Consider the following 20,738-nt stretch of genomic DNA (forward strand, 5'->3'; position numbering starts at 1 on the left):
GAAAAAAGCCCGGCGAACCGGGCTCTTTCGATATCAACCGACCTTGGCTAGGCGCTTTGCTTCCACACGGGCGCGGATGGAATCCACGTCGGCTTTGGGTGTCGCAGCAAACAGCGAACGTGTGTAGGAATGCTGCGGGTTGGAGAAGACCTCCTCGCGCGTGCCGTATTCCACCGCTTCACCAAAATACATCACCATGACTTCGTCGGCGATGTATTTCACCACCGACAGATCGTGGCTGATGAAGACGTAGGTCAGGCCGAATTCGTCCTGAAGGTCGGACAGCAGGTTGAGGACCTGTGCCTGTACCGAAAGGTCGAGTGCCGAGACCGGCTCGTCCAGCACCAGCAGCTTCGGGTTCAGCATCAGCGCACGCGCAATGGCGATGCGCTGGCGCTGGCCGCCGGAGAACATGTGCGGGTAGCGGTTGTAGTGTTCCGGCCCCAGACCGACGCGCACCAGCATGTCGTTGGCCTTTTCGCGACGCTCAGCGGCGGACAGCTTGGTGTTGATGAGCAGCGGCTCGCCCAGCACGTCACCGATCTTCTGGCGCGGGTTGAGCGAGCCGTAGGGGTTTTGGAAAACGATCTGTACCTTCTGGCGCATCTCGGGTGTGAGGTGACCGGGGCGGGTATCGACTTTCTGACCGTCGATCAGAAGGTCGCCGGATGTCGGCTCGTCGATAAAGGTCAGCATGCGGGCCAGCGTGGACTTGCCACAGCCGCTTTCACCGACGATGGCCAGCGTCTTTCCGGTCTCGAGCGAAAACGACACGCCCTTGACGGCATGAATGGTCTTGGCCTTTTTCATGAAGCCGCCGGGAAGGTGATAATCACGCTTCATGTTGCGGATTTCGAGCATGGTCTTGGCGTCGGTCATGCCTGTTCTCCCGCCACTGCTGGCGTTCCATCGAAGAATTGCGAAACGGTGGTCAGACGATCACCCGTCGCATTTTCAGGAAGCGCTGCCAGAAGGGCCTTGGTGTAGTTGCTCTTGGGGTTTTCAAACAGGGAGAGCACATCGGCCTCCTCCATTTTCTTGCCCTTGTATTGCACGATCACGCGGTCAGCCGTTTCAGCCACGACACCCATGTCATGAGTGATCATGATGAGGCCCATGCCGGTTTCAGCCTGAAGCTTCATCAGAAGGTCGAGGATCTGCTTCTGGATGGTCACGTCGAGTGCTGTCGTTGGCTCGTCGGCGATCAGCAGTTTCGGATTGCAGGCAATTGCGATGGCGATCATCACGCGCTGGCACTGGCCACCGGACATCTGGTGCGGGAAGTGCTTGAGACGCTCTTCCGGATCCGGCAGACCGACGAGCTTGAACAACTCGATGGCGCGCGCATGACGCGTTTGTCTGTCCATACCCATGTGGATGCGCAGGACTTCCTCCAGCTGGAAGCCGACCGTGAAGCACGGGTTGAGGCTTGCCACCGGTTCCTGGAAGATCATGGCGATATCCTTGCCGATCAGCTTGCGGCGCTCGGATGCGCTGAGCGTCTGGATATCCTTGCCCTGAAACAGCATGCGGTCGGCGGTAATGCGGGCTGTCCAGGGCAGAAGACCCATGACCGCCAGCATCGCGACCGACTTGCCGGAACCGGATTCGCCCACGATGGCCAGAACTTCCCGTTGTTCAACCGAGACGGATACGCCGTCCACGGCGCGGAACCAGCCGCTGGCGGTTTCGAATTCGACGGTGAGATTATCGATTTGCAGAAGTGCCATATCAGGACCTCTTCAGTTTCGGGTCAAGCGCATCGCGCAGGCCGTCGCCCATCAGGTTGATGGCGAGAACGGTGATGAGGATGGCCAGACCGGGGAAGGTGACGACCCACCAGGCGCGCAGAATGAACTCACGCGCTTCGGCCAGCATGGTGCCCCATTCAGGTGCCGGAGGCTGTGCGCCCATGCCGAGGAAGCCGAGTGCTGCGGCATCGAGAATGGCATTGGAGAAGGACAGCGTGGCCTGAACGATCAGCGGTGCCATGCAGTTTGGCAGGATCGTCTTGAACATCAGACGCATGGGTCCGGCCCCTGCCAGCCGTGAGGCGGTGACGTAATCCTTGCTTTTTTCCGCCATGACGGCTGCGCGGGTCAGGCGCACGAAGTGCGGCTGGAGAACCAGTGCAATCGCGATCATGCCGTTGGTGAGGCTGGGGCCGAGAATGGCAACCAGAACCAGCGCCAGAAGCAGTGACGGAAAGGCCAGAATGATGTCCATGAGACGCATGATCATCGTATCGAGCCAGCCGCGGTAATAACCGGCGATAACGCCGATCAGGATGCCCGTCGTCAGCGACAGGGTGGTGACGAAGACGCCGATGAACAGCGAATATTGCGCACCGTAAATCAGGCGGGACAGGATATCGCGGCCAACCGGGTCCGTGCCCAACAGGTAGGAAGCGTTGCCGCCTTCCATCCATACGGGTGGAAGCAGAGTGAACTCGCTATATTGCTGGAAGGGCGAATGCGGGGCGATGACGGACGCAAAGACAGCGACGATCACCAGTGCGACGAAAACATAGAGGCCGATGACGGCACCCTTGTTTTCGGAGAAATAGAACCAGAATTCCTTCAGCATCTGCTTGCGCATGGCGGAGGAGGAAACCGGCTCGGCTGTTTTGGTAATGGTGGTATCGGCCATGAAACGATCCTCTCACTTAATGCCGGATGCGCGGATTGATAAGGCCATACAGGAGGTCAACGATGAGGTTGACAACCATGATGATGCCCGCAATCAGCAGGAGACCCCCCTGAATGACAGGGTAATCGCGGCGGAAGACGCTATCGACCATCCACTTGCCGATGCCCGGCCAGGAGAAGATCGTCTCGGTGAGGATGGCACCGGCCAGCATGACGCCGACCTGAAGACCGATGGTGGTGATGACGGGGATCATCGCATTGCGCAGCGCATGGATGCCGATGACGCGGAAGGGTGCGAGACCCTTGGCGCGGGCGGTGCGAACGTAATCTTCCGACAGCACTTCCAGCATGGCAGAGCGTGTCTGGCGCGCGATGACGGCCAGCGGAATGGTGGCCAGCACGATGGACGGCAGAATGAGATGGCTGAGCGCCGACGTGAAAGCGCCTTTCTGTCCCGAGAGCAGCGAGTCGATCAGCATGAAGCCGGTAACGGACGGAAAGTAGAACATCAGCGAGATGCGACCCGATACCGGTGTCCATTGCAGGATGCCGGAGAACAGGATGATGAGCAGAAGTCCCCACCAGAAGATCGGCATGGAATAACCGACGAGTGCCACGCCCATCAGGCCCTGATCGAAGGCCGATCCACGCTTGATGGCAGCGATTATGCCCGCTGGAATGCCGATGGCGATGGCGATGATCATGGCGCAGAAGGAGAGTTCCACGGTTGCGGGGAACAGCGCCTTGAACTGCGTGAGGATCGGCGTCTTGGAGACGATGGATGTACCGAAATCACCCATTAGGATACCCTTGAGGTAATCCAGATACTGGATGATCATGGGGCGGTCCATGCCCAGTGCCGCGCTGATCTGCGCATGCCGCTCCGGCGACATGACGCGTTCGCCTGACAGAAGGGCAACGGGGTCACCCGGCAGAAGCCGGATGAACAGGAACGCGATGATAGAGACCCCGATGAAGGTCGGGATGAGCACGGCGATGCGCCGCACGAGAAAGCCAATCATGAAAAACCTTCGATCTGTTCCGCCTGGAACCTATGCGCTGGTAGTAGCGACCTTTTCGGTCTGCTTCTTGTTATCGGGGAGGGTGCATAACGCACATGCCGCGCGCCTTGGATCAAGACGCGCGGCATGTTTTATGCTTTTGCCTGTTACTCGGCAATATCCACGGTTTCGAACGTGAAGTCACCCAGTGGGCTCTGGACGAAACCAGTGACTTCCTTGCGCATCGGAACGACGGACAGGGAGTGGTCGATGGTGGCCCAAGGAGCCTGCTTCTTGAAGACGACCTGAGCTTCTTCGTAAAGCTTCGTGCGTTCAGCCTGATCGGTGGTGATCTTGGCCTTCTTCACGAGAGCGTCGAAGTCCTTGTCGCACCACTGAGCGCGGTTGTTGCCACCCACGGCATCGCAACCCAGCAACGTGTCGAGGAAGTTGTCCGGATCACCATTGTCACCGGTCCAGCCGAGGAACACGGCGCCGTCACGGTCCTTTGCCTTCGAACGGTCGAGATATTCGGCCCATTCGTAGGAAACGATCTCGACCTTGACGCCGATCTTGGCGAAATCAGACTGAATGACTTCGGCAGCGCGGCGGGCGTTGAGCATGTAAGGGCGCGAAACCGGCATTGCCCAGACCTTCATCGACAGGTCCTTGACGCCTGCGTCCGTCAGCATCTTCTTGGCTGCTTCCAGATCGTAGGTGTCGTCTTCCACCTTGTCGTTGTAGGACCACATGGTCGGTGGCAGAGGGTTCTTGGCCGGTGTTGCCATGCCCTGGAACACGGCGTCGACAATGGCCTTCTTGTTGATGGCCTTGTTCAGTGCAATGCGCACTTCCGGCTTGTCGAAAGGAGCCTGTGTGGTGTTGTAGGCGAGGTAGGCGACGTTGAGGCCTTCCTGCTCCATGACCGTCAGGGTCTTGTCTTCCTTCATCGACTTGACGTCGGCAGCGTTCGGGTAAGGCATCAGGTGGCATTCGCCGGCCTTCAGCTTCTGGAAACGAACGGCAGCATCGGTTGTGATGGCGAAAACGAGATCGTCGATCTTTGGCGCGCCGCCCCAATAATCCTTGTTGGCCTTGAAGCGGATGACGGCATCCTGCTGGTAGGCGACGAAGGCGAAGGGACCGGTACCGACCGGCATTTGGTTCAACTGCGCCTGCTTGCCTTCGGCAGCCAGCTTGTCGGTGTATTCCTTCGACATGATCGAAGCGAATGGCATGGCAAGATTGGCGAGGAATGGAGCTTCAGGGCGGTTCAGAGTGAACTTGACCGTCATGTCATCGACTTTTTCGACCGACTTGATCAGCTTGGGGAAGCCCATGCCTTCCGCATATTCCCAGGACGTACCTGCAACATACTGGTGCCATGGATTGTCTGTCTTGATCTGGCGCTCGATGGAGAAAACAACGTCATCGGCGTTCAGTTCGCGCGTCGGAGTGAAGAACTCGGTGGTCTGGAACTTCACGCCCTTGCGGAGCTTGAAGGTGTAGACCGTTCCGTTTTCGGAAACTTCCCAGCTTTCGGCAAGACCTGGAACAGGCTTGGTGGTGCCCTTTTCAAATTCCAGCAGGCGGCTGTAGACGGTGTGGGCCGAAGCATCGAACGTGGTACCGGCGGTGTAGAGGCCCGGATCGAAACCTTCTGGCGAACCTTCCGAGCAATAGACGAATGTCTTAGCGCTTGCAGCGGCGGGCGCAAAGCACGTCGCTGAAAGCAAGGCTGCAGCGATTAGGCCAAGTTTATATCTCATCAATGGAGCTCCCAATTTTTGTATCCGGCTCGCTTATTCTGCGACTACCGTGCACCGTGGTTATAAGAAACTTTGCACATACTCAAGCGGGCAGACCGCGCGAATTCAGAGGTTTTTGATCAAAAGTTCAACGTGGCGCGATTTTGATACTAATTTAGGCGAAGGAATTAGAATGATTGTCTTGGAAAGCTGGAAAAGGTGATGCTTTTCTTCCCACGCGATGGGCAGCAAAAAAGGCGCCCCGATATTTCGGGACGCCTTGGCAATGAACCAGCTTTTCTTGTTACACTCAAGCCATCTTGTCGGCCACGACCCGCCAGTTGACGAGATTCTCCAGCACAGCCTTGATGTGCTCCGGTTTGCGGTTCTCGTAATCCACGTAATAGGCGTGTTCCCAGATATCGATGCCGAGATAAGCAGGTCGTCCTACGGCCACCGGGTTGTTGCCGTCCTCATAGCCGACGAGCGCTAGCTTGTTGGCGTCGTCACGCGTCAACCAGACCCAGCCGGTGCCGAAGACTTCATCCGATGTGGCAGCGGCCTTTTCGATGAATTTGGTGTAATCGCCGAACGCGGACATGATCTCGTCTGCGGCCTTGCCTTCCGGGCGTTTCGGGCCACCGGGCGTGAACTGCTCCCAGTAAGCGACATGGTTCCAGGCCTGTGCGGCGTTGTTGAAGATCTTCTTGTCTGCGGTCTTGCCGGCAGAGGCCTTCACGATCTCCTCAAGCTCCATGTCGGCGTAAGGGGTGCCCTTGGCCAGCGTGTTCAGCTTGTCGAAATAGGCCTTGTGGTGCTTGCCGTAGTGCAGGGAAAGGGTCTTTGCGGAAATTGTCGGGGCCAGCGCGTCTTCGGCGAAGGGCAAAGCGGGCTGTTTGAAGGGAAGCGCCGCACTTGCAATCGATGGCGCGGAAAGCGTGGCTGCGGCAGCCGTTGCTGCGGTGGCGGCCATGACGGCGCGTCGGGTCATTAACATGTCTTATTCTCCCGGTTGATATCCAAGAGATGCAAACCGGCTGGAGCGGGAAAAGTTTCTTTTCGACCTTGCTTATTGATGCCGTTCCCGGTTTTGTTACCGCAAATTTGCCGTTGAAGGTCTAGGAGGACCGTATGTCATCACAGGGAAAATCCGCCGCGGGTGAAGAGCGCGCGCTCGTTCTGGAAGAGCTGGGCAAGTTGTCGCTGCGCCCCTTTCCTCTGGACGAGCAGGTCGGGCCGCATGATGTGCGCATCGCCATCCACACCGTGGGTATCTGCGGCAGCGACGTGCATTATTACACGCATGGTGCCATCGGCAATTTCGTGGTGCGCGAGCCGATGATACTCGGCCATGAGGCATCGGGTACCGTCACGGAGATTGGTCCGGAGGTGAAACATCTCGCTGTTGGCGACCGGGTGTGCATGGAACCCGGCATCCCGGACCCGATCAGCCGCGCCAGCCGCATCGGCCATTACAATCTCGACCCGGCCGTGCGCTTCTGGGCGACGCCGCCGGTGCATGGCGTGCTGCGGGCATCCGTCGTTCACCCCGCCGCCTTCACCTTCAAGCTGCCCGATAATGTATCATTTGCAGCCGGTGCGATGGTGGAGCCTTTGGCCGTCGGCGTGCAGGCGGCAACGCAGGCCAAGGTCAAGCCGGGCGATATCGCCGTCGTTATCGGGGCCGGTCCGATCGGCCTCGTCACCGTGCTGGCAGCGCTTGCAGCCGGTTGCGCCCGCGTCATCGTGTCCGATGTCGATCCGGTAAAGCTGGATATGGCGCGCGGCCTCGGGGCCGTGGAAACCGTTAATGTTCGCGAGCAGAATCTTGCCGAGCAGGTGCTGACATCGACCGACGGCTGGGGTGCGGACGTGATTTTCGAATGCTCGGGTGCCGAAGCGGCGATTACTCGCGTGTTCGAACCCCTGCGTCCTGCCGGAACGGTGGTTTTCGTCGGCATGCCGACGAAGCTGGTGGCCTATGATGTGGTGGCCGCGCAAATCCGTGAAGCCCGCGTTGAGCACGTCTTCCGCTACGCCAATGTCTTCGGTCGCTGTGTCGACATGCTGGCGTCGGGCGCCATCGATGTCTCCCCACTGATCACCCGCACTTTCGATTTTAAAGACAGCATCGAGGCTTTCGATATCGCCGCCTCAGCGCCTGCCGGCGAAGTGAAGATGCAAATTCTTATGCCGCAGGGATGATTGAGGGTTGCACGAAATTTATCAGCGGTTAGCTTGAGCACCGTTGGCGGACGGAGGCTCAAACCGCTCAACTGTATCGATGCAGGAGGAGAAATTCATGAAGACGATCAAGGGACCGGCGCTTTTTCTCGGTCAGTTCGCAGGCGATGCCGCGCCGTTCAACACGTGGGATGGCATTACCAAATGGGCGGCGGAAAAGGGTTATCTCGGCGTGCAGGTTCCCACCTGGGCCGGACAGTTGATCGACCTGAAGAAGGCAGCGGAATCCAAGGATTATTGCGACGAGTTTGCCGGTGTCGCGCGCCAGAACGGCGTCGAGGTGACCGAGCTTGCTACCCACTTGCAGGGACAGCTTGTGGCGGTGCATCCGGCCTATGACGAGGCTTTCGATGGTTTTGCGGCACCGGAAGTGCGTGGCAACCCGAAGGCGCGGCAGGAATGGGCGGTGGAGCAGGTCAAGTTTGCGTTGAAGGCATCGCGCAATCTTGGGCTGAACGCCCATGGTACATTTTCCGGCGCTCTGGCATGGCCTTTCATTTACCCGTGGCCGCAGCGGCCTGCCGGTCTGGTGGAAGCCGCCTTTGACGAGCTTGCCAAGCGCTGGACGCCGATTCTCGATTATGCCGATGAGCAGGGCGTCGACGTTTGCTATGAAATTCACCCCGGCGAAGACCTGCATGACGGTGTGACCTTCGAGATGTTTCTGGAGCGGGTCAAGAACCACAGCCGCGCCAACATGCTCTACGATCCCTCGCATTATGTGCTGCAATGCCTGGATTATCTCGACAATATCGACATGTACAAAGACCGCATCAAGATGTTCCACGTGAAGGATGCGGAGTTCAATCCGACAGGACGCCAGGGCGTGTACGGCGGCTATCAGGGCTGGGTCGGGCGGGCCGGGCGCTTCCGCTCGCCGGGCGATGGGCAGGTGGATTTCGGCGCGGTCTTCTCGAAAATGGCCGCCAATGACTTCGATGGCTGGGCTGTGGTCGAATGGGAATGCGCGTTGAAACATCCCGAAGACGGCGCTGCCGAGGGTGCTGAATTCGTCAAGGCACATATCATCCGCGTGACCGAAAAAGCCTTCGACGACTTCGCATCATCGGGCACAGACGATGCCGCCAACCGCCGCATGCTCGGCCTTTCATAAAAATCCGAGGAGATACAATGACGATCGAAGGAAAAACGACCGACAAGGCCAATGCCCGCATTCGCCTCGGCATGGTGGGCGGTGGCTCCGGCGCGTTCATCGGCGGTGTGCACCGTATGGCGGCACGGTTGGATAACCGATTTGAACTGGTGGCTGGCGCCCTGTCGTCCACGCCTGAAAAGTCTAGGGCATCCGGTCTGGAACTGGGTCTCGATGAGGACCGCTGCTACGGCTCTTTCGAGGAGATGGCGTCAAGCGAAGCGGCGCGCCCTGATGGCATCCAGGCCGTTTCCATCGTCACGCCCAACCATGTCCATTATCCGGCTGCAAAAGCATTTCTGGAACGCGGCATCCACGTCATCTGCGACAAGCCGCTGACCTCCAATCTGGACGACGCCAAGAAGCTGAAGGACGTTGCCGACAAGGCCAACGCGCTTTTCGTGCTGACCCACAACTACACCGGCTACCCGATGGTGCGACATGCACGGGAACTGGTGGAAAGCGGCGAACTTGGTGATATCAGGCTGGTGCAGATGGAGTATCCGCAGGACTGGCTGGCGGAACCGGTGGAGCAGACGGGTGCCAAGCAGGCCGTGTGGCGCACCGATCCGGCGCAATCGGGTGCAGGCGGATCGACGGGCGATATCGGCACACACGCTTACAATCTCGGGTGTTTCATTTCCGGGCTTGAGGTCAACGAACTGGCAGCCGATGTCCATACCTTCGTGGACGGTCGTCGTCTCGATGACAATGCCCACGTGATGCTGCGCTTCAAGGCAAATGGCGGCAAGATGCCTGCCAAGGGCCTTCTGTGGTGTAGCCAGGTGGCGGTCGGTCACGAGAACGGCCTGAAGGTGCGCGTCTATGGCACAAAGGCGGGCATCGAATGGACGCAAGCCGATCCGAATTATCTGTGGTTCACGAAGCTGGGTGAGCCGAAGCAACTGATCACCCGTGGTGGAGCCGGCTCCGGCGCCGCCGCCGCCCGGGTCAGCCGCATCCCGTCCGGCCACCCCGAGGGCTACCTCGAAGCCTTCGCAACGATCTACACCGAGGCGGCGAATGCCATCGAGGCACGCAGCAAGGGAACAGCGCTGGATAGTGCCGTCGTGTACCCGACCATTGACGATGGCGTGAAGGGTGTCGCCTTTGTCGCGGCGTGTATTGAGTCGTCAAAGCAGAATGGTGGATGGGTGAAGGTGTGACGCGAGTGGGCTTGGTGCCATAAACGTCGCAGCGAGCGTCGGGTGTGGCTCGCCCCTCTATCCAGCCGGACATCTCCCCACAGTGGGGAGATTGACCGGCAGGGCAGAGGTGAGGGGAGCCACACCCGCTATAGCGTTTCCAGTTAACAAGGAAACGCTCTAGCCTCGCGACAATCGCAATAAAGCGCTCTAAATCACCGGATAGAGCGACCAGAAGAACAACTCGTGTTCCTGATCGCGGTCGTGCTGCTCGGAATCATCCTTGACCCTCGGCTCCTGTGTCGAGCCGCTGTCACGTTTCAGTTTTTCTTCCTGCGCCTTGCGACCTAGACCGAACAGGTCGAAGGAAAGCATATTGAAGCCAGCTACCATTTTGTCCCTCATTGTCACAATATTTAACGAGGCGTAAAGTTTCGCGCGTTGCCACGTTTTCGTCAAGATTGCCAAGGGAATTAGTCTTTTAAGCGCAAGTGTGTGTTTGGAAGATTCGTTTCTGCAAAGGGCGCTTATGCGCGGCTTTATTTCTCGCGGACAAAGGCCGGGTTCAGCGGCGGTAGATATCGGCAGCGGTCTTCAAGGCGTTGTCGAGATCGCTGGCATGTCCGTGAGCTTCCAGCGCCTGTGAGAACGCCGTGAGGTTTGCCAGAATTGCCTCTTCGGTGGCGCGCCGTCCGGTGTGATTGAGACGGACGAGGCGCTCCGTGCCAGGACCGACGCCCGCCGTCATATCCGCACCGGCGATTTTGCGGCGGGAAATGAAGGCATCGCGGGCCACATCAGGGGGAAGCAGAGCCGTGGTGACAAGCGCCGATGCGGATTGCTCCTGCACCCAAAGTTTCGCGCCGAGGACCCGAAGTCCGGCGCGTGTGGCATCTCTTGCCCGTTCGTGACGTCGCTGCAACGGCTCCATGCCCTCGGCCTCTATGCGGTCGAGCGCTGCCTGCAAGGCGAAGAACTCCAGCGCTACCGGTGTTCCGGGCAAGACGTGACGTCCGGTGTCTATCCACATGTCTTTCTGGTCGAGCAATGACAGCATGGACAGGCGAGGGGCGGCGGCATGATGAAGATGATCCCACGCCATCCGACTGACGGAAATGGCCGATAGGCCAGCCGTTCCCGCCAGGGCCTTTTGTGGGCCGATGACGGCGATATCGATGCCCAGACCATCCACGTCCAGTGCGTGGCCTCCAACGGATGCTACGGCATCGACGATGGTGAGGATCCCGCGCTCTCGGGCATAGGCGATGATCTCTTCCAGCGGGTTGAGAATACCGCTGGCCGATTCCGCGTGGACGAGCGAGAGCATTGCGATATCGGGATTGTCATCTATCGCGCGGGTGACCGCGTCCAGCGTGATGGGCAGGGCCGGCTCCGCGATGAGGTTGATGACATGGGCGCCGCCGCGCTTAAGCCACGTCCCGAACCATGTTCCGTAAGGGCTGGTCACAATGTTGAGGGCCTTGAGGCCGGAATGTGCGAGGCTGGCAGCGACCGCTTCCAGAGCCAGAACGGCTTCCGCCTGGATCAGCAGCACATCGTTTGTCGTGCCGATCAGCGCGCCCAGTCTGTCTGCCAGATGGGCGTAACGGTCCGGCGGAAAGGAGGGAATATCGAGAAGGTGGCTCCAGTCACGATGGGGCATGGTCGAGTTCTCTGTCAGTACACGGGGGTGGCGTTGCGATGACCGTGCCGATCCGTCAGTCCCCGGTGCTTTTGCGGCCAATCGACATGATGCGCTCGCGCAGAACTTTGGCGAGATTTCGGGTGTTGCGATACATATGGACCTGCGCTGCCACCTGCCGAACGTCGCGGTCGCTGTTTTGCGCCAGACCGATGACGAGTGTCCCCATGTCAGCGGACTCGCCCCAGAAGCCTTTGAACGTGCTTCCTTCGTCAGCTCCGCAGATGTCGGTGCGCAGGATGTTGGCGTCGTCCAGATGCCATTCCGTCAGCTTCTGCATCAGCAGCCGCTCAATGGATTGGCGCGAATAATGTTCGTCGACGGCCAGCTTCCAGACATAGGCTTCGCCCATGGTCATGAAGACGACAGCGGAAGCGATGGCCTGGCCATTGAGGTTGACGGTATGGATACGGACCGAATCGACTTCTGCCAGATTGGTGATGGCCTCACGCGCAAAGGCTGCGCGATATCGGTCACTGACAAGGGCCGAGCGTTTCCGGCCTTTGGAGCCGCTCGCCTCCAGAGCGAGAAACTCTTCCGTGCGCAGCCTGATATCCTGGGGCTGTCTGGCGATGTCATGGGTGAGGGTGCCCACGCTTTCAAGATGCTGCCAGTGGCTTTGAAGCTCCTGCAACTGTCCGACTGACAGAACATTTTGCAAATACAGGGTGGCGTCAGTCTGGCTCTCCAGCATCATGCGACGATGGGGCTCAGCGGTTGCCAAGGGCAGATTTCGGCTGAGCGCAATCGCCTTGATCATCCGCGTAAACGCTCCGTCCAGCCGCAAGGTTGGAAGCACCAGAACATTAGGCAGGCGCAGTTCCGGCTGCGACAGTGCATCCAGCAGATTATCGATCGTTTCGGCGGCTCCCTCAGAATCGACAAGAGGCGTGCCAAGCGGGCCGAATGGATTTGACCATGCGCGCAAAATGGAAGGTCCGACCGAAAAGCCAGGCTTTTCGACAGTGAATGGCATGAGAAAACGCATGCGTGAGCGAATACCGTTTTCATCGCGCATCAGCGCAAACCGTACGGCACGGTTATCGACACGGGGCATGGCCGGTGCGAGCAGCTTACCGGTAAAGAAAATATTGGGCTCGACGACCCGGTTCGACAAAAAGTCCAATTCCTCTTGGAGATCATATCCAAGCTGGGCAGGGTAAATACAGAATTCGCGCCCGGAACGGCCCACGCGAACACTGCTATCGGCGGCGGGACGGTCAGGCATTGTTTTCGCTATCAATCTTGCGAAACGGTCATCTCGCATATCTGGATCGTTCGGATCGCTTGCCATTCTCGTCTTGAACCGTCTTTCCTACGCCTGTTCGTGACACGTCTCTGCTCCATGTGTCCCATCCGCCAGGATGAACTTTTTGGGCGAGAGCCCGATCGTATCATATCTATCAGCTTTTGCTTATAGGATTTCAATCATACATCGAAACGTGAACACATTTAACCAAATACGATGCAAACCTATTTCAAAACACGCAACCGCGCCATGTCTATGGAAGAGCAGGGGTTATTCTGCGCTTCGGGTAAAGGCCCAGGACGAGGGCGCAACCTAGAATAATGATCGCAGCACCGAAGAATTGAAGCTGCGACAGAGGCTCGTCGAGTACCACGGCACCCACAATCACGGCAATGACCGTCACCACAAACTCCACGCTGATGGTTTTGGTTGCGCCGATGAGGGATACGAGCCTGAAATAGGTGACGTATGTCAGCGCGCTCATGATGATGGCGAGCCCGAAAAGGGAGACAAAATCAATCGGCCGTGGTGTCGCGGGGACAGGGACGAGGAACAGCAAAGGCAGCGTCATGATGCCACCGGCCATAAACGCGCCGATCGTGATTTCCCACGCGCCTGATCCTTTCAGGTAGCGGCTTGCATAATTGCTGCCGAATGCCGCGCAGATGCAGCCGATCAGGCAGATGGCGCATCCCAGAATAAAGGCCGGGGTCGCCGGAACGGCAGGGAAGCCGACGAGAATAACGATACCGCCAAAGCCCAGCACCATGCCGGCGAGGCTCTGCAAGGAGATTGTTTCCAAGCCCCAGAGTTGCCCGATCAGCATTGAAAACAGGGGAATGCTCGCCACCAGAATGGCGGCCATGGCGGTGCCGATGATGGGCGTGGCGTAGGAGAGGCCGATGAGCTGGCCTGCAACCGTCGTTGCACCCACAACGGCAAATGCGCCCCAACCGGCGCTGAAATTCAGCTTCCGTTTGGTCGCACGCGCGATGATGAGCAGTGTGAAGCTGGCAATGAAACACCGCAATGTCACAGCGCCGATCCAGCCGAAAGCGGCCACGACGTGCAGCACCAGCATGAACGACAATCCCCATGCGACGGCAAGAAACGTATAGGCGGCGAGTTCTGCGGGTTTCATGGGGTTGGTCCAGAATGGAAACTTTGCCGAGCGTTACGAGAGCGCCGACGACGGGTCAATGGATTTTATGGTGGTGGGTTCGCCCAAGCGACCGGCTACAAGCAGACTGCGCTTCTTTAGACGCAAAACCGCGTCCTGGTAAGAGACTGGAACGACCAACCGGGTGACCATTTTTGGGCAAGCGCAGAGGTTATTGGCAGGCCCAAAGAAAAGACCCGCAAACACTGTTTGCGGGTCTCATTGCTTCACGGCGCGGGTTTCGATCAAGCCTGATCGAAAACACCATGGCAGTGCTTGTATTTTTTTCCGGAGCCGCAAGGGCAGGCTTCATTGCGCCCGATCTTGCCCCATGTGGCGGGATTGTTCGGGTCGCGCTGTTCTGGCGGGACGAAGGCTGCGGATGAGGTCGCGTCCTGCATGGCGAACTCGTCTTCGCCTGTTACCGGATCGACGTGATGGGCCGTCATCTCGGGCAATTCAGGCTGCGGAGGATCGCGCACCAGTTCCACGCGCATCAGTTGGGCGGTCACTTCTTCACGCAGGTTGGACAACAGCGCCTGGAAAAGCTCGAACGCTTCGGCCTTGTATTCCTGCAGCGGATCGCGCTGTGCATAACCGCGGAAACCGACGACGGAGCGCAGGTGATCGAGGTTGACGATGTGTTCGCGCCACAAATGGTCGATCGTCTGAAGGATGACCGAACGCTCGACATAGACCATGACCTCGGGGCCAAAACGCTCGGCCTTGTCCGTCATGGTCTTGTCTGCGGCCTCTGTGATGCGTTGCAGAATGTCGTCTTCGGCGATGCCTTCTTCCTTGGCCCACGCGTCGACGGGCAGGTCAAGGTTGAGGAAGCGCTCAAGGCCTGCCTTGAGGCCAGCAATGTCCCACTGCTCCGCATAGGCATTTTCCGGGACGTGCTTGGTGACGAGCGCTTCGATGACTTCGTTGCGCATATCTGCAGCGGTTTCGCCGATATTATCGGCTTCCATTAGCTCCAGACGCTGATCGAAGATGACCTTGCGCTGATCGTTGAGAACGTCGTCATATTTCAAAAGGTTTTTGCGCGTTTCGAAGTTGCGGGCTTCGACCTTCTTCTGGGCGCGCTCCAGTGCCTTGTTGATCCAGGGATGGACGATCGCCTCGCCGTCCTTGAGACCAAGCTTCTGCAACATCGAATCCATACGGTCGGAGCCGAAGATGCGCATCAGGTCGTCCTGAAGCGACAGATAGAACTTGGAGCGGCCGGGGTCACCCTGACGGCCGGAACGACCACGCAACTGGTTATCGATACGGCGGCTCTCGTGACGCTCGGTGGCGATGACGAAAAGACCACCGGCTGCCAGCGCCTTGTCCTTCAGAACCTTGATCTCTTCGCGGATCTTCCGTTCCATGGCGTCGCGCTCTTCGCCAGGCTCGACGCCTTCAAGCTCGCGCTCGAGGCGCATATCGACGTTGCCACCGAGCTGAATGTCGGTACCGCGACCGGCCATGTTGGTGGCGATGGTGACCGCGCCGGGAACGCCGGCCTGCGAGACGATGTAGGCTTCCTGCTCGTGATAGCGAGCGTTCAGAACCTGGAAATTCTCAAAACCGGACTGACGCAGCATGGTGGCCAGAAGTTCGGACTTCTCAATCGACGTTGTACCGACGAGGACAGGCTGGTCGCGCTCATGGGCAACCTTGATCTGTTCGATGATCGCCTTGAACTTCTCTTCGCCGGTCCGGTAGACCTCATCGTCTTCATCGACACGCTGGATCGGCAGGTTCGTCGGAACCTCGATCACGTCGAGGGTGTAGATGTTGTTGAACTCTTCCGCTTCCGTCGATGCCGTCCCGGTCATGCCGGCAAGCTTCTTGTACATGCGGAAATAGTTCTGGAAGGTCACCGACGACAGCGTCTGGTTTTCCGGCTGGATCTGCACCTTTTCCTTGGCTTCGAGTGCCTGGTGCTGGCCTTCCGAATAACGACGACCCGGCATCATGCGACCGGTGAATTCGTCGATGATGACGATTTCGCCGTTGCGGACGATGTAGTCCTTGTCGCGCTGAAACAGCTTGTGGGCCTTCAGCGCGTTGTTCACGTGGTGAACGATGGCGACGTTTTCGATGTCGTAGAGCGATTCGCCCTTGAGCAGGCCTGCATCGCGCAACAGGTTTTCGAGCTTTTCGGTGCCATCTTCCGAGAAGTTGGCCGAACGCTGCTTCTCGTCGATCTCGTAATCGTCCGGCGACAGCAGCGGGATGAAGGCATCGATGGTGTTGTAGAGATCGGAGCGGTCGTCCAGTGGGCCGGAGATGATGAGCGGCGTGCGCGCCTCGTCCACCAGAATCGAATCGACTTCGTCGACGATGGCGTAGTGGTGGCCACGCTGCACCATCTGTGACTTTTCGTATTTCATGTTGTCGCGCAGATAATCGAAGCCGAGTTCGTTGTTCGTCGCGTAGGTGATGTCACAGGCATAGGCTTCGCGGCGCTGGTCGTCGTCCAGTCCGTGGACGATGACGCCCGTCGTCAGGCCGAGGAAGCTGTAGAGGCGCGCCATGGTGGCGGCGTCGCGCTGTGCCAGATAATCGTTGACCGTCACCACGTGAACGCCCTTGCTCTCAAGGGCATTGAGGTACACGGCCAGGGTCGCGACAAGTGTCTTTCCTTCACCCGTCTTCATTTCGGCGATGTCGCCGGAATGGAGAATCATGCCGCCCGTGAGCTGAACGTCGAAGGGGCGCATGCCGAGAACGCGGCGCGAGGCTTCGCGTGCAACGGCGAAGGCCGGAACGAGAATGTCGTCGATCGTTTTGCCATCTGCCAGTTGCTGTCGGAATTCGACAGTCTTTGCCTTCAGCGCCTCGTCGGAGAGCGCCTTCATCTCTTCCTCGAGTGCACCTATTGCCGTGATATTGCTACGATAGGAGCGGACACGGCGCTCATTTGCCGAACCGAACAACTTGCGGGCTATTCCGCCGAGACTGACCATCCTAGTGGCCCTTTCTGAAATTCCGTTTTGCCAAGGCATTGCGGTCTGGCATCGCATTTACGCACAAATGACAGACTTGACCCTTAAACGTATCTGGACGCGAGGTTGAGCGACAGATAAGAGGGGGGGCAAATGATGTCAACGGTTCTGCCCGTTACAGAATGGCCACATTCCGGTGTTTGGAAGTTTTTTCAGCCGGAAAACCACGTCTGGAGCCGGCATTGTCTCCGAAAGGTTTAATATGTTGCGCTATAATAGAATTGCGGCTGCTGTCATCGTAGCAACGCTTGGTCTCCAATTTCCTGCTTTCGCGCAGGAAGATGCCGTTGTCGCAAAGGTCGGCGATCTCGAAATCCGCCAGTCGGAACTTGATCTTGCCATGAGCAACCTCGATCCGCAGCTTGCCCAGCTTCCTGAAGAACAAAAGAAGGTTGCTGCTCTGTCCGGGGCAATCGACGTTAAGCTTCTGGTGAAGGACGCGACGGCCGAAGGTCTCGAAAAGACCGAAGACTTCAAGAAGCGTCTCGCCTTCATCACCGATCGCGAATTGCACAATGCCTATTTCCGCAAGCACGTTGTTGATGCCGTGACCAATGAAGAGGTCAAGGCACGCTACGAGAAGGAAGTGGCTGCGCTTCCGAAGGAAGATGAAATCAAGGCTGCTCACATTCTGGTTGCGACCGAAGAGGAAGCCAAGGATGTGATCAAGCAGCTGGATGGCGGCAAGGATTTCGCAGCGCTGGCCAAGGAAAAGTCGACCGATTCCAACAAGGATGACGGCGGCGATCTCGGCTGGTTCGGCAAGGGCCGCATGGTTCCGGAATTCGAAGAGGCAGCCTTCAAGCTTGAAAAGGGCGCCTACACCAAGGAGCCCGTAAAGTCGCAGTTCGGCTTCCATGTCATCAAGCTGGAAGACAAGCGCGTTGCACCGCCTCCAGCCTATGAGCAGGTCGAAGCCCAGGTCCGCCAGCTCGTGATGCGCGACAAGTATGTTGCTCTGATCGAAAAGGCGAAGGCCGAGCAGAAGATCGACATTCCTGACGAAGCCATGCGCAAGGCTTACGAAGAAGCCAGCAAGCAGCAGGCAGAAGCCCCTGCCGAGCCACCTGCACCTGCGCAGCAGTAAGTCTCCGCACTCTACGGGGCGGCGATGAGCCGCCCTGTTTCATTTCGTCCTTTTCGAAAAATGCAGGTTCCTCGCCCATGTCCGCTGCCGTTTCTCCACTCGCTCCGAAATCCTACCCCGCTATGCCCGCTCTTCGCGGTGTGCGAATGGCAACGGCGGCCGCAGGCATCAAATACAAGGGACGTACCGATGTTTTGCTGATGGTGTTCGATCAGCCTGCCGCAGTCGCAGGTGTTTTCACCAAATCGAAATGCCCATCCGCCCCTGTGGATTTCTGCCGTACCAACCTGTCGGGCGGCATTGCCCGCGCCGTTGTGGTGAATTCCGGCAATGCGAATGCCTTTACCGGCGTCAAGGGCCGGGCTGCCACCGAGTTGACGGGAAAATCTGCCGCTGAAGCCGTTGGATGCTCGACCAGCGAAGTGTTTCTCGCATCAACCGGCGTCATCGGCGAGCCGCTCGACGCGACGAAGTTCGCAGGCGTTCTCGGCCAGATGAACAAGGAAGCGACAGGCGACTTCTGGCAGGACGCCGCCAAGGCGATCGTGACCACCGATACCTATCCCAAGGTATCGACACGCACGGCGCAGATCGACGGTGTGACCGTCACCATCAATGGTATTGCCAAGGGCGCTGGCATGATCGCGCCCGATATGGCGACGATGTTGTCCTTCGTGGTCACCGACGCCGATATCGCCGCGCCCGCCTTGCAGGCCTTGCTGGCGGCGGGAGTCGGCCCCACATTCAATTCTGTCACGGTCGATAGCGACACGTCCACATCCGATACGCTGATGCTGTTTGCCACGGGTGCGGCCCGTGAAGACGGGCAGGCGCGTATCGAGCATGCCGACGATCCGAAACTTTCTGCCTTCCGTGATGCTTTGAACGATCTGTTGAAGGATCTGGCGCTGCAAGTGGTTCGCGATGGCGAAGGCGCGCGCAAGATGGTTGAAATCACCGTGACGGGTGCAGAGAGCGATGCGGCAGCCAAGACGATTGCGCTTTCCATCGCGAACTCTCCGTTGGTCAAGACGGCCGTTGCCGGTGAAGATGCCAATTGGGGTCGCGTTGTGATGGCAGTCGGCAAATCCGGCGAACTGGCGGATCGTGATCGGCTCGCCATCTGGTTTGGCGGTGTGCGTGTGGCGGTGAACGGCGAGCGCGATGCTGACTATTCGGAAGCCGATGCAAGCGCCGTGATGAAACAGCAGGATATTCCGGTCAGGGTCGATATTGGTCTGGGCAGCGGTACTGCCACGGTCTGGACCTGCGATCTGACCAAGGAGTATGTCGAAATCAACGGCGATTACCGGAGCTGATGGTGGAGACATCCGACATGCGCAGTGTTCCCGCCAATCTTCCCCTGGTGCGCCGTCTGGAGGCGGTCAGCTTCCGGGCATGGCCCGCGTCTTCCGTGCTCTATGACGGAAGCTGGCAAATACGGCTGACGGGATCGCACCCCTCCAAGCGCATCAATTGCGTCGTGCCGCTCGACCCATCGGATTATGGCAATTGCGATCAGCGGCTGGAAAAGGCCCGCAAGCGCTTCGAGGATTTCGGACGTCCATTGATCGTGCGGGAAACGACATTGATGCCGCCCCAGTTGCGCGCCCACATGTTCGACGACGGCTGGACGGTGTTTGAAGAGGTCGATGTCATGACCGCGGATATTGCATCCGCCGAACTGCCCGAAACGATCGCGCATCTGCCCAGCCACGACATCGGTCGTTTCGTCGAGGCGAGCCTGAAGGTCAGCGGCGACGATCCATCGCTGCGTTCCGCCATCGCCGAGATCGTCACTTCCATCAAGCCCACCCTTGGTCTGTTCACCAAGGAAGAGGTGGAAGGCGAGCCGCAGGCGACCGTAATCTGCGTTCAGGACAATGACCTGGCCGGTATTCTATCGCTGGAGGTCGCCGCATCAATCAGGCGGCAGGGCGTCGCCACGCAGATCCTCACATCGGCCCTCCGCTGGGCGCGCATCAGCGGTGCAAAGACCGCCTGGTTGCAGGTTGTTTCCACCAATGTCGAGGCAATCGCGCTGTATGAGAAATTCGGCTTTTCGGCAGCCTATACCTACCGTTACTGGCGCAAGGACGCTGTCTGATGACGGATGCCGGGCGAAATATTCTTCTCGTCGCAGCCTGTGCCCTTGTCGACACGGATGGCCGCATCCTGCTGGCGCAAAGGCCCGAAGGCAAATCGCTGGCCGGTCTGTGGGAGTTTCCCGGCGGCAAGGTAGAAAGCGGGGAGACGCCCGAGGAAACGCTGGTGCGCGAACTCGAGGAAGAGTTGGGCATCAAGACGAAGGTCGCCTGTCTGGCGCCGCTGACCTTCGCCAGCCACAGCTACGAGACGTTTCACCTCCTGATGCCGCTGTATGTCTGCCGTCGCTACGAGGGCATTCCGCGCGGAGCGGAGGGGCAGGCCATCAAGTGGGTGAAGCCGCAGGCTTTGCGTGATTACCCGATGCCGCCTGCCGACGAGCCGCTGATTCCGTATCTTCAGGACCTGCTCTAACAGTAAGAGCTGAATAATTCGGCAAATCCGCGATTTACACAGCTTCGTGTGTCTCGAAACAGGGCATCATTAACCTTTCGTTC

General features: G+C 58.6%; 18 protein-coding genes. 7 read left to right on the forward strand and 11 right to left on the reverse strand.

All coding sequences use genetic code 11. From position 1 onward, the window contains the following. Window positions 1-33: 33 nt before the first annotated feature. From GGQ73_RS05660 to GGQ73_RS05685, 6 genes are all read right to left on the reverse strand, one after another. The gene (locus tag GGQ73_RS05660; protein ID WP_174156048.1) at window positions 34-879 is read right to left on the reverse strand and encodes a dipeptide ABC transporter ATP-binding protein; all 846 of its coding nucleotides are present in this window, start codon (window positions 877-879) and stop codon (window positions 34-36) included. Next, window positions 876-1,730, reverse strand: a complete 855-nt coding sequence (locus tag GGQ73_RS05665) for an ABC transporter ATP-binding protein (protein WP_183894657.1) — start codon at window positions 1,728-1,730, stop codon at window positions 876-878. Before GGQ73_RS05665 ends, GGQ73_RS05660 begins: the two co-directional genes overlap by 4 nt. A 1-nt stretch (window position 1,731) precedes the next feature. Continuing rightward, window positions 1,732-2,598, reverse strand: coding sequence for an ABC transporter permease subunit (locus GGQ73_RS05670; RefSeq protein ID WP_412762958.1), 867 nt, complete (start codon window positions 2,596-2,598; stop codon window positions 1,732-1,734). A 67-nt stretch (window positions 2,599-2,665) separates the two neighbouring features. Then, complete coding sequence (locus GGQ73_RS05675) at window positions 2,666-3,670, reverse strand: ABC transporter permease subunit (protein ID WP_183894661.1); 1,005 nt, start codon at window positions 3,668-3,670, stop codon at window positions 2,666-2,668. Between the two features lie 146 nt (window positions 3,671-3,816). Continuing rightward, window positions 3,817-5,418: an ABC transporter substrate-binding protein gene (locus GGQ73_RS05680; protein WP_174156052.1), complete on the reverse strand. Its 1,602-nt coding sequence runs from the start codon at window positions 5,416-5,418 to the stop codon at window positions 3,817-3,819. 289 nt (window positions 5,419-5,707) lie between these two features. Beyond that, the gene (locus GGQ73_RS05685; protein ID WP_183894663.1) at window positions 5,708-6,394 is read right to left on the reverse strand and encodes a superoxide dismutase; all 687 of its coding nucleotides are present in this window, start codon (window positions 6,392-6,394) and stop codon (window positions 5,708-5,710) included. Window positions 6,395-6,528: 134 nt separating this feature from the next. Here GGQ73_RS05685 and GGQ73_RS05690 point away from each other — a divergent pair, with 134 nt between their 5' ends. From GGQ73_RS05690 to GGQ73_RS05700, 3 genes are all read left to right on the forward strand, one after another. Then, a complete protein-coding gene (locus GGQ73_RS05690) occupies window positions 6,529-7,602 on the forward strand; it encodes an NAD(P)-dependent alcohol dehydrogenase (protein ID WP_183894665.1) in 1,074 nt (357 codons plus the stop codon). 97 nt (window positions 7,603-7,699) lie between these two features. Beyond that, window positions 7,700-8,755 carry a sugar phosphate isomerase/epimerase family protein gene (locus tag GGQ73_RS05695; RefSeq protein ID WP_183894667.1) on the forward strand — a complete coding sequence of 352 codons (1,056 nt, stop codon included), beginning with the start codon at window positions 7,700-7,702 and terminating at the stop codon, window positions 8,753-8,755. A gap of 17 nt (window positions 8,756-8,772) precedes the next feature. Continuing rightward, window positions 8,773-9,960 carry a Gfo/Idh/MocA family protein gene (locus tag GGQ73_RS05700; RefSeq protein WP_183894669.1) on the forward strand — a complete coding sequence of 396 codons (1,188 nt, stop codon included), beginning with the start codon at window positions 8,773-8,775 and terminating at the stop codon, window positions 9,958-9,960. Between the two features lie 189 nt (window positions 9,961-10,149). Here GGQ73_RS05700 and GGQ73_RS05705 read toward each other — a convergent pair whose 3' ends face one another. From GGQ73_RS05705 to secA, 5 genes are all read right to left on the reverse strand, one after another. Then, window positions 10,150-10,332, reverse strand: coding sequence for a hypothetical protein (locus GGQ73_RS05705; protein WP_183894671.1), 183 nt, complete (start codon window positions 10,330-10,332; stop codon window positions 10,150-10,152). 172 nt (window positions 10,333-10,504) lie between these two features. After that, window positions 10,505-11,602, reverse strand: a complete 1,098-nt coding sequence (locus tag GGQ73_RS05710) for a pyridoxal-phosphate-dependent aminotransferase family protein (RefSeq protein ID WP_183894673.1) — start codon at window positions 11,600-11,602, stop codon at window positions 10,505-10,507. 55 nt (window positions 11,603-11,657) lie between these two features. After that, a complete protein-coding gene (locus GGQ73_RS05715) occupies window positions 11,658-12,935 on the reverse strand; it encodes a GNAT family N-acetyltransferase (protein WP_183894675.1) in 1,278 nt (425 codons plus the stop codon). 208 nt (window positions 12,936-13,143) lie between these two features. Further along, window positions 13,144-14,031, reverse strand: a complete 888-nt coding sequence (locus GGQ73_RS05720; protein WP_183894677.1) for a DMT family transporter — start codon at window positions 14,029-14,031, stop codon at window positions 13,144-13,146. Between the two features lie 263 nt (window positions 14,032-14,294). Beyond that, entirely contained in the window at window positions 14,295-17,009 is a 2,715-nt protein-coding gene (secA, locus tag GGQ73_RS05725; protein WP_174156061.1) for a preprotein translocase subunit SecA, read from the reverse strand. A gap of 241 nt (window positions 17,010-17,250) precedes the next feature. Here secA and GGQ73_RS05730 point away from each other — a divergent pair, with 241 nt between their 5' ends. From GGQ73_RS05730 to mutT, 4 genes are all read left to right on the forward strand, one after another. After that, a complete protein-coding gene (locus tag GGQ73_RS05730) occupies window positions 17,251-18,135 on the forward strand; it encodes a peptidylprolyl isomerase (protein ID WP_174156062.1) in 885 nt (294 codons plus the stop codon). A 77-nt stretch (window positions 18,136-18,212) separates the two neighbouring features. Continuing rightward, window positions 18,213-19,454, forward strand: a complete 1,242-nt coding sequence (gene argJ, locus GGQ73_RS05735; protein WP_183894679.1) for a bifunctional glutamate N-acetyltransferase/amino-acid acetyltransferase ArgJ — start codon at window positions 18,213-18,215, stop codon at window positions 19,452-19,454. A gap of 17 nt (window positions 19,455-19,471) precedes the next feature. Then, window positions 19,472-20,242: a GNAT family N-acetyltransferase gene (locus tag GGQ73_RS05740; RefSeq protein ID WP_183894681.1), complete on the forward strand. Its 771-nt coding sequence runs from the start codon at window positions 19,472-19,474 to the stop codon at window positions 20,240-20,242. Further along, window positions 20,242-20,655, forward strand: a complete 414-nt coding sequence (gene mutT / locus GGQ73_RS05745; protein WP_183894683.1) for an 8-oxo-dGTP diphosphatase MutT — start codon at window positions 20,242-20,244, stop codon at window positions 20,653-20,655. The genes GGQ73_RS05740 and mutT overlap by 1 nt, the downstream gene beginning before the upstream one ends. The last annotated feature ends 83 nt before the right edge of the window (window positions 20,656-20,738 follow it).

Source organism: Rhizobium skierniewicense (genome assembly GCF_014196515.1).
GTDB lineage: Bacteria > Pseudomonadota > Alphaproteobacteria > Rhizobiales > Rhizobiaceae > Agrobacterium > Agrobacterium skierniewicense.

What these genes read in the sequence shown, in the direction of transcription:
- GGQ73_RS05660 (WP_174156048.1), bottom strand. Translation starts at nt 879, where the DNA reads ATGACCGACGCCAAGACCATGCTCGAAATCCGCAACATGAAGCGTGAT.
- GGQ73_RS05665 (WP_183894657.1), bottom strand. Translation starts at nt 1,730, where the DNA reads ATGGCACTTCTGCAAATCGATAATCTCACCGTCGAATTCGAAACCGCC.
- GGQ73_RS05670 (WP_412762958.1), bottom strand. Translation starts at nt 2,598, where the DNA reads ATGCGCAAGCAGATGCTGAAGGAATTCTGGTTCTATTTCTCCGAAAAC.
- GGQ73_RS05675 (WP_183894661.1), bottom strand. Translation starts at nt 3,670, where the DNA reads ATGATTGGCTTTCTCGTGCGGCGCATCGCCGTGCTCATCCCGACCTTC.
- GGQ73_RS05680 (WP_174156052.1), bottom strand. Translation starts at nt 5,418, where the DNA reads ATGAGATATAAACTTGGCCTAATCGCTGCAGCCTTGCTTTCAGCGACG.
- GGQ73_RS05685 (WP_183894663.1), bottom strand. Translation starts at nt 6,394, where the DNA reads ATGTTAATGACCCGACGCGCCGTCATGGCCGCCACCGCAGCAACGGCT.
- GGQ73_RS05690 (WP_183894665.1), top strand. Translation starts at nt 6,529, where the DNA reads ATGTCATCACAGGGAAAATCCGCCGCGGGTGAAGAGCGCGCGCTCGTT.
- GGQ73_RS05695 (WP_183894667.1), top strand. Translation starts at nt 7,700, where the DNA reads ATGAAGACGATCAAGGGACCGGCGCTTTTTCTCGGTCAGTTCGCAGGC.
- GGQ73_RS05700 (WP_183894669.1), top strand. Translation starts at nt 8,773, where the DNA reads ATGACGATCGAAGGAAAAACGACCGACAAGGCCAATGCCCGCATTCGC.
- GGQ73_RS05705 (WP_183894671.1), bottom strand. Translation starts at nt 10,332, where the DNA reads ATGGTAGCTGGCTTCAATATGCTTTCCTTCGACCTGTTCGGTCTAGGT.
- GGQ73_RS05710 (WP_183894673.1), bottom strand. Translation starts at nt 11,602, where the DNA reads ATGCCCCATCGTGACTGGAGCCACCTTCTCGATATTCCCTCCTTTCCG.
- GGQ73_RS05715 (WP_183894675.1), bottom strand. Translation starts at nt 12,935, where the DNA reads ATGGCAAGCGATCCGAACGATCCAGATATGCGAGATGACCGTTTCGCA.
- GGQ73_RS05720 (WP_183894677.1), bottom strand. Translation starts at nt 14,031, where the DNA reads ATGAAACCCGCAGAACTCGCCGCCTATACGTTTCTTGCCGTCGCATGG.
- secA (WP_174156061.1), bottom strand. Translation starts at nt 17,009, where the DNA reads ATGGTCAGTCTCGGCGGAATAGCCCGCAAGTTGTTCGGTTCGGCAAAT.
- GGQ73_RS05730 (WP_174156062.1), top strand. Translation starts at nt 17,251, where the DNA reads ATGTTGCGCTATAATAGAATTGCGGCTGCTGTCATCGTAGCAACGCTT.
- argJ (WP_183894679.1), top strand. Translation starts at nt 18,213, where the DNA reads ATGTCCGCTGCCGTTTCTCCACTCGCTCCGAAATCCTACCCCGCTATG.
- GGQ73_RS05740 (WP_183894681.1), top strand. Translation starts at nt 19,472, where the DNA reads ATGCGCAGTGTTCCCGCCAATCTTCCCCTGGTGCGCCGTCTGGAGGCG.
- mutT (WP_183894683.1), top strand. Translation starts at nt 20,242, where the DNA reads ATGACGGATGCCGGGCGAAATATTCTTCTCGTCGCAGCCTGTGCCCTT.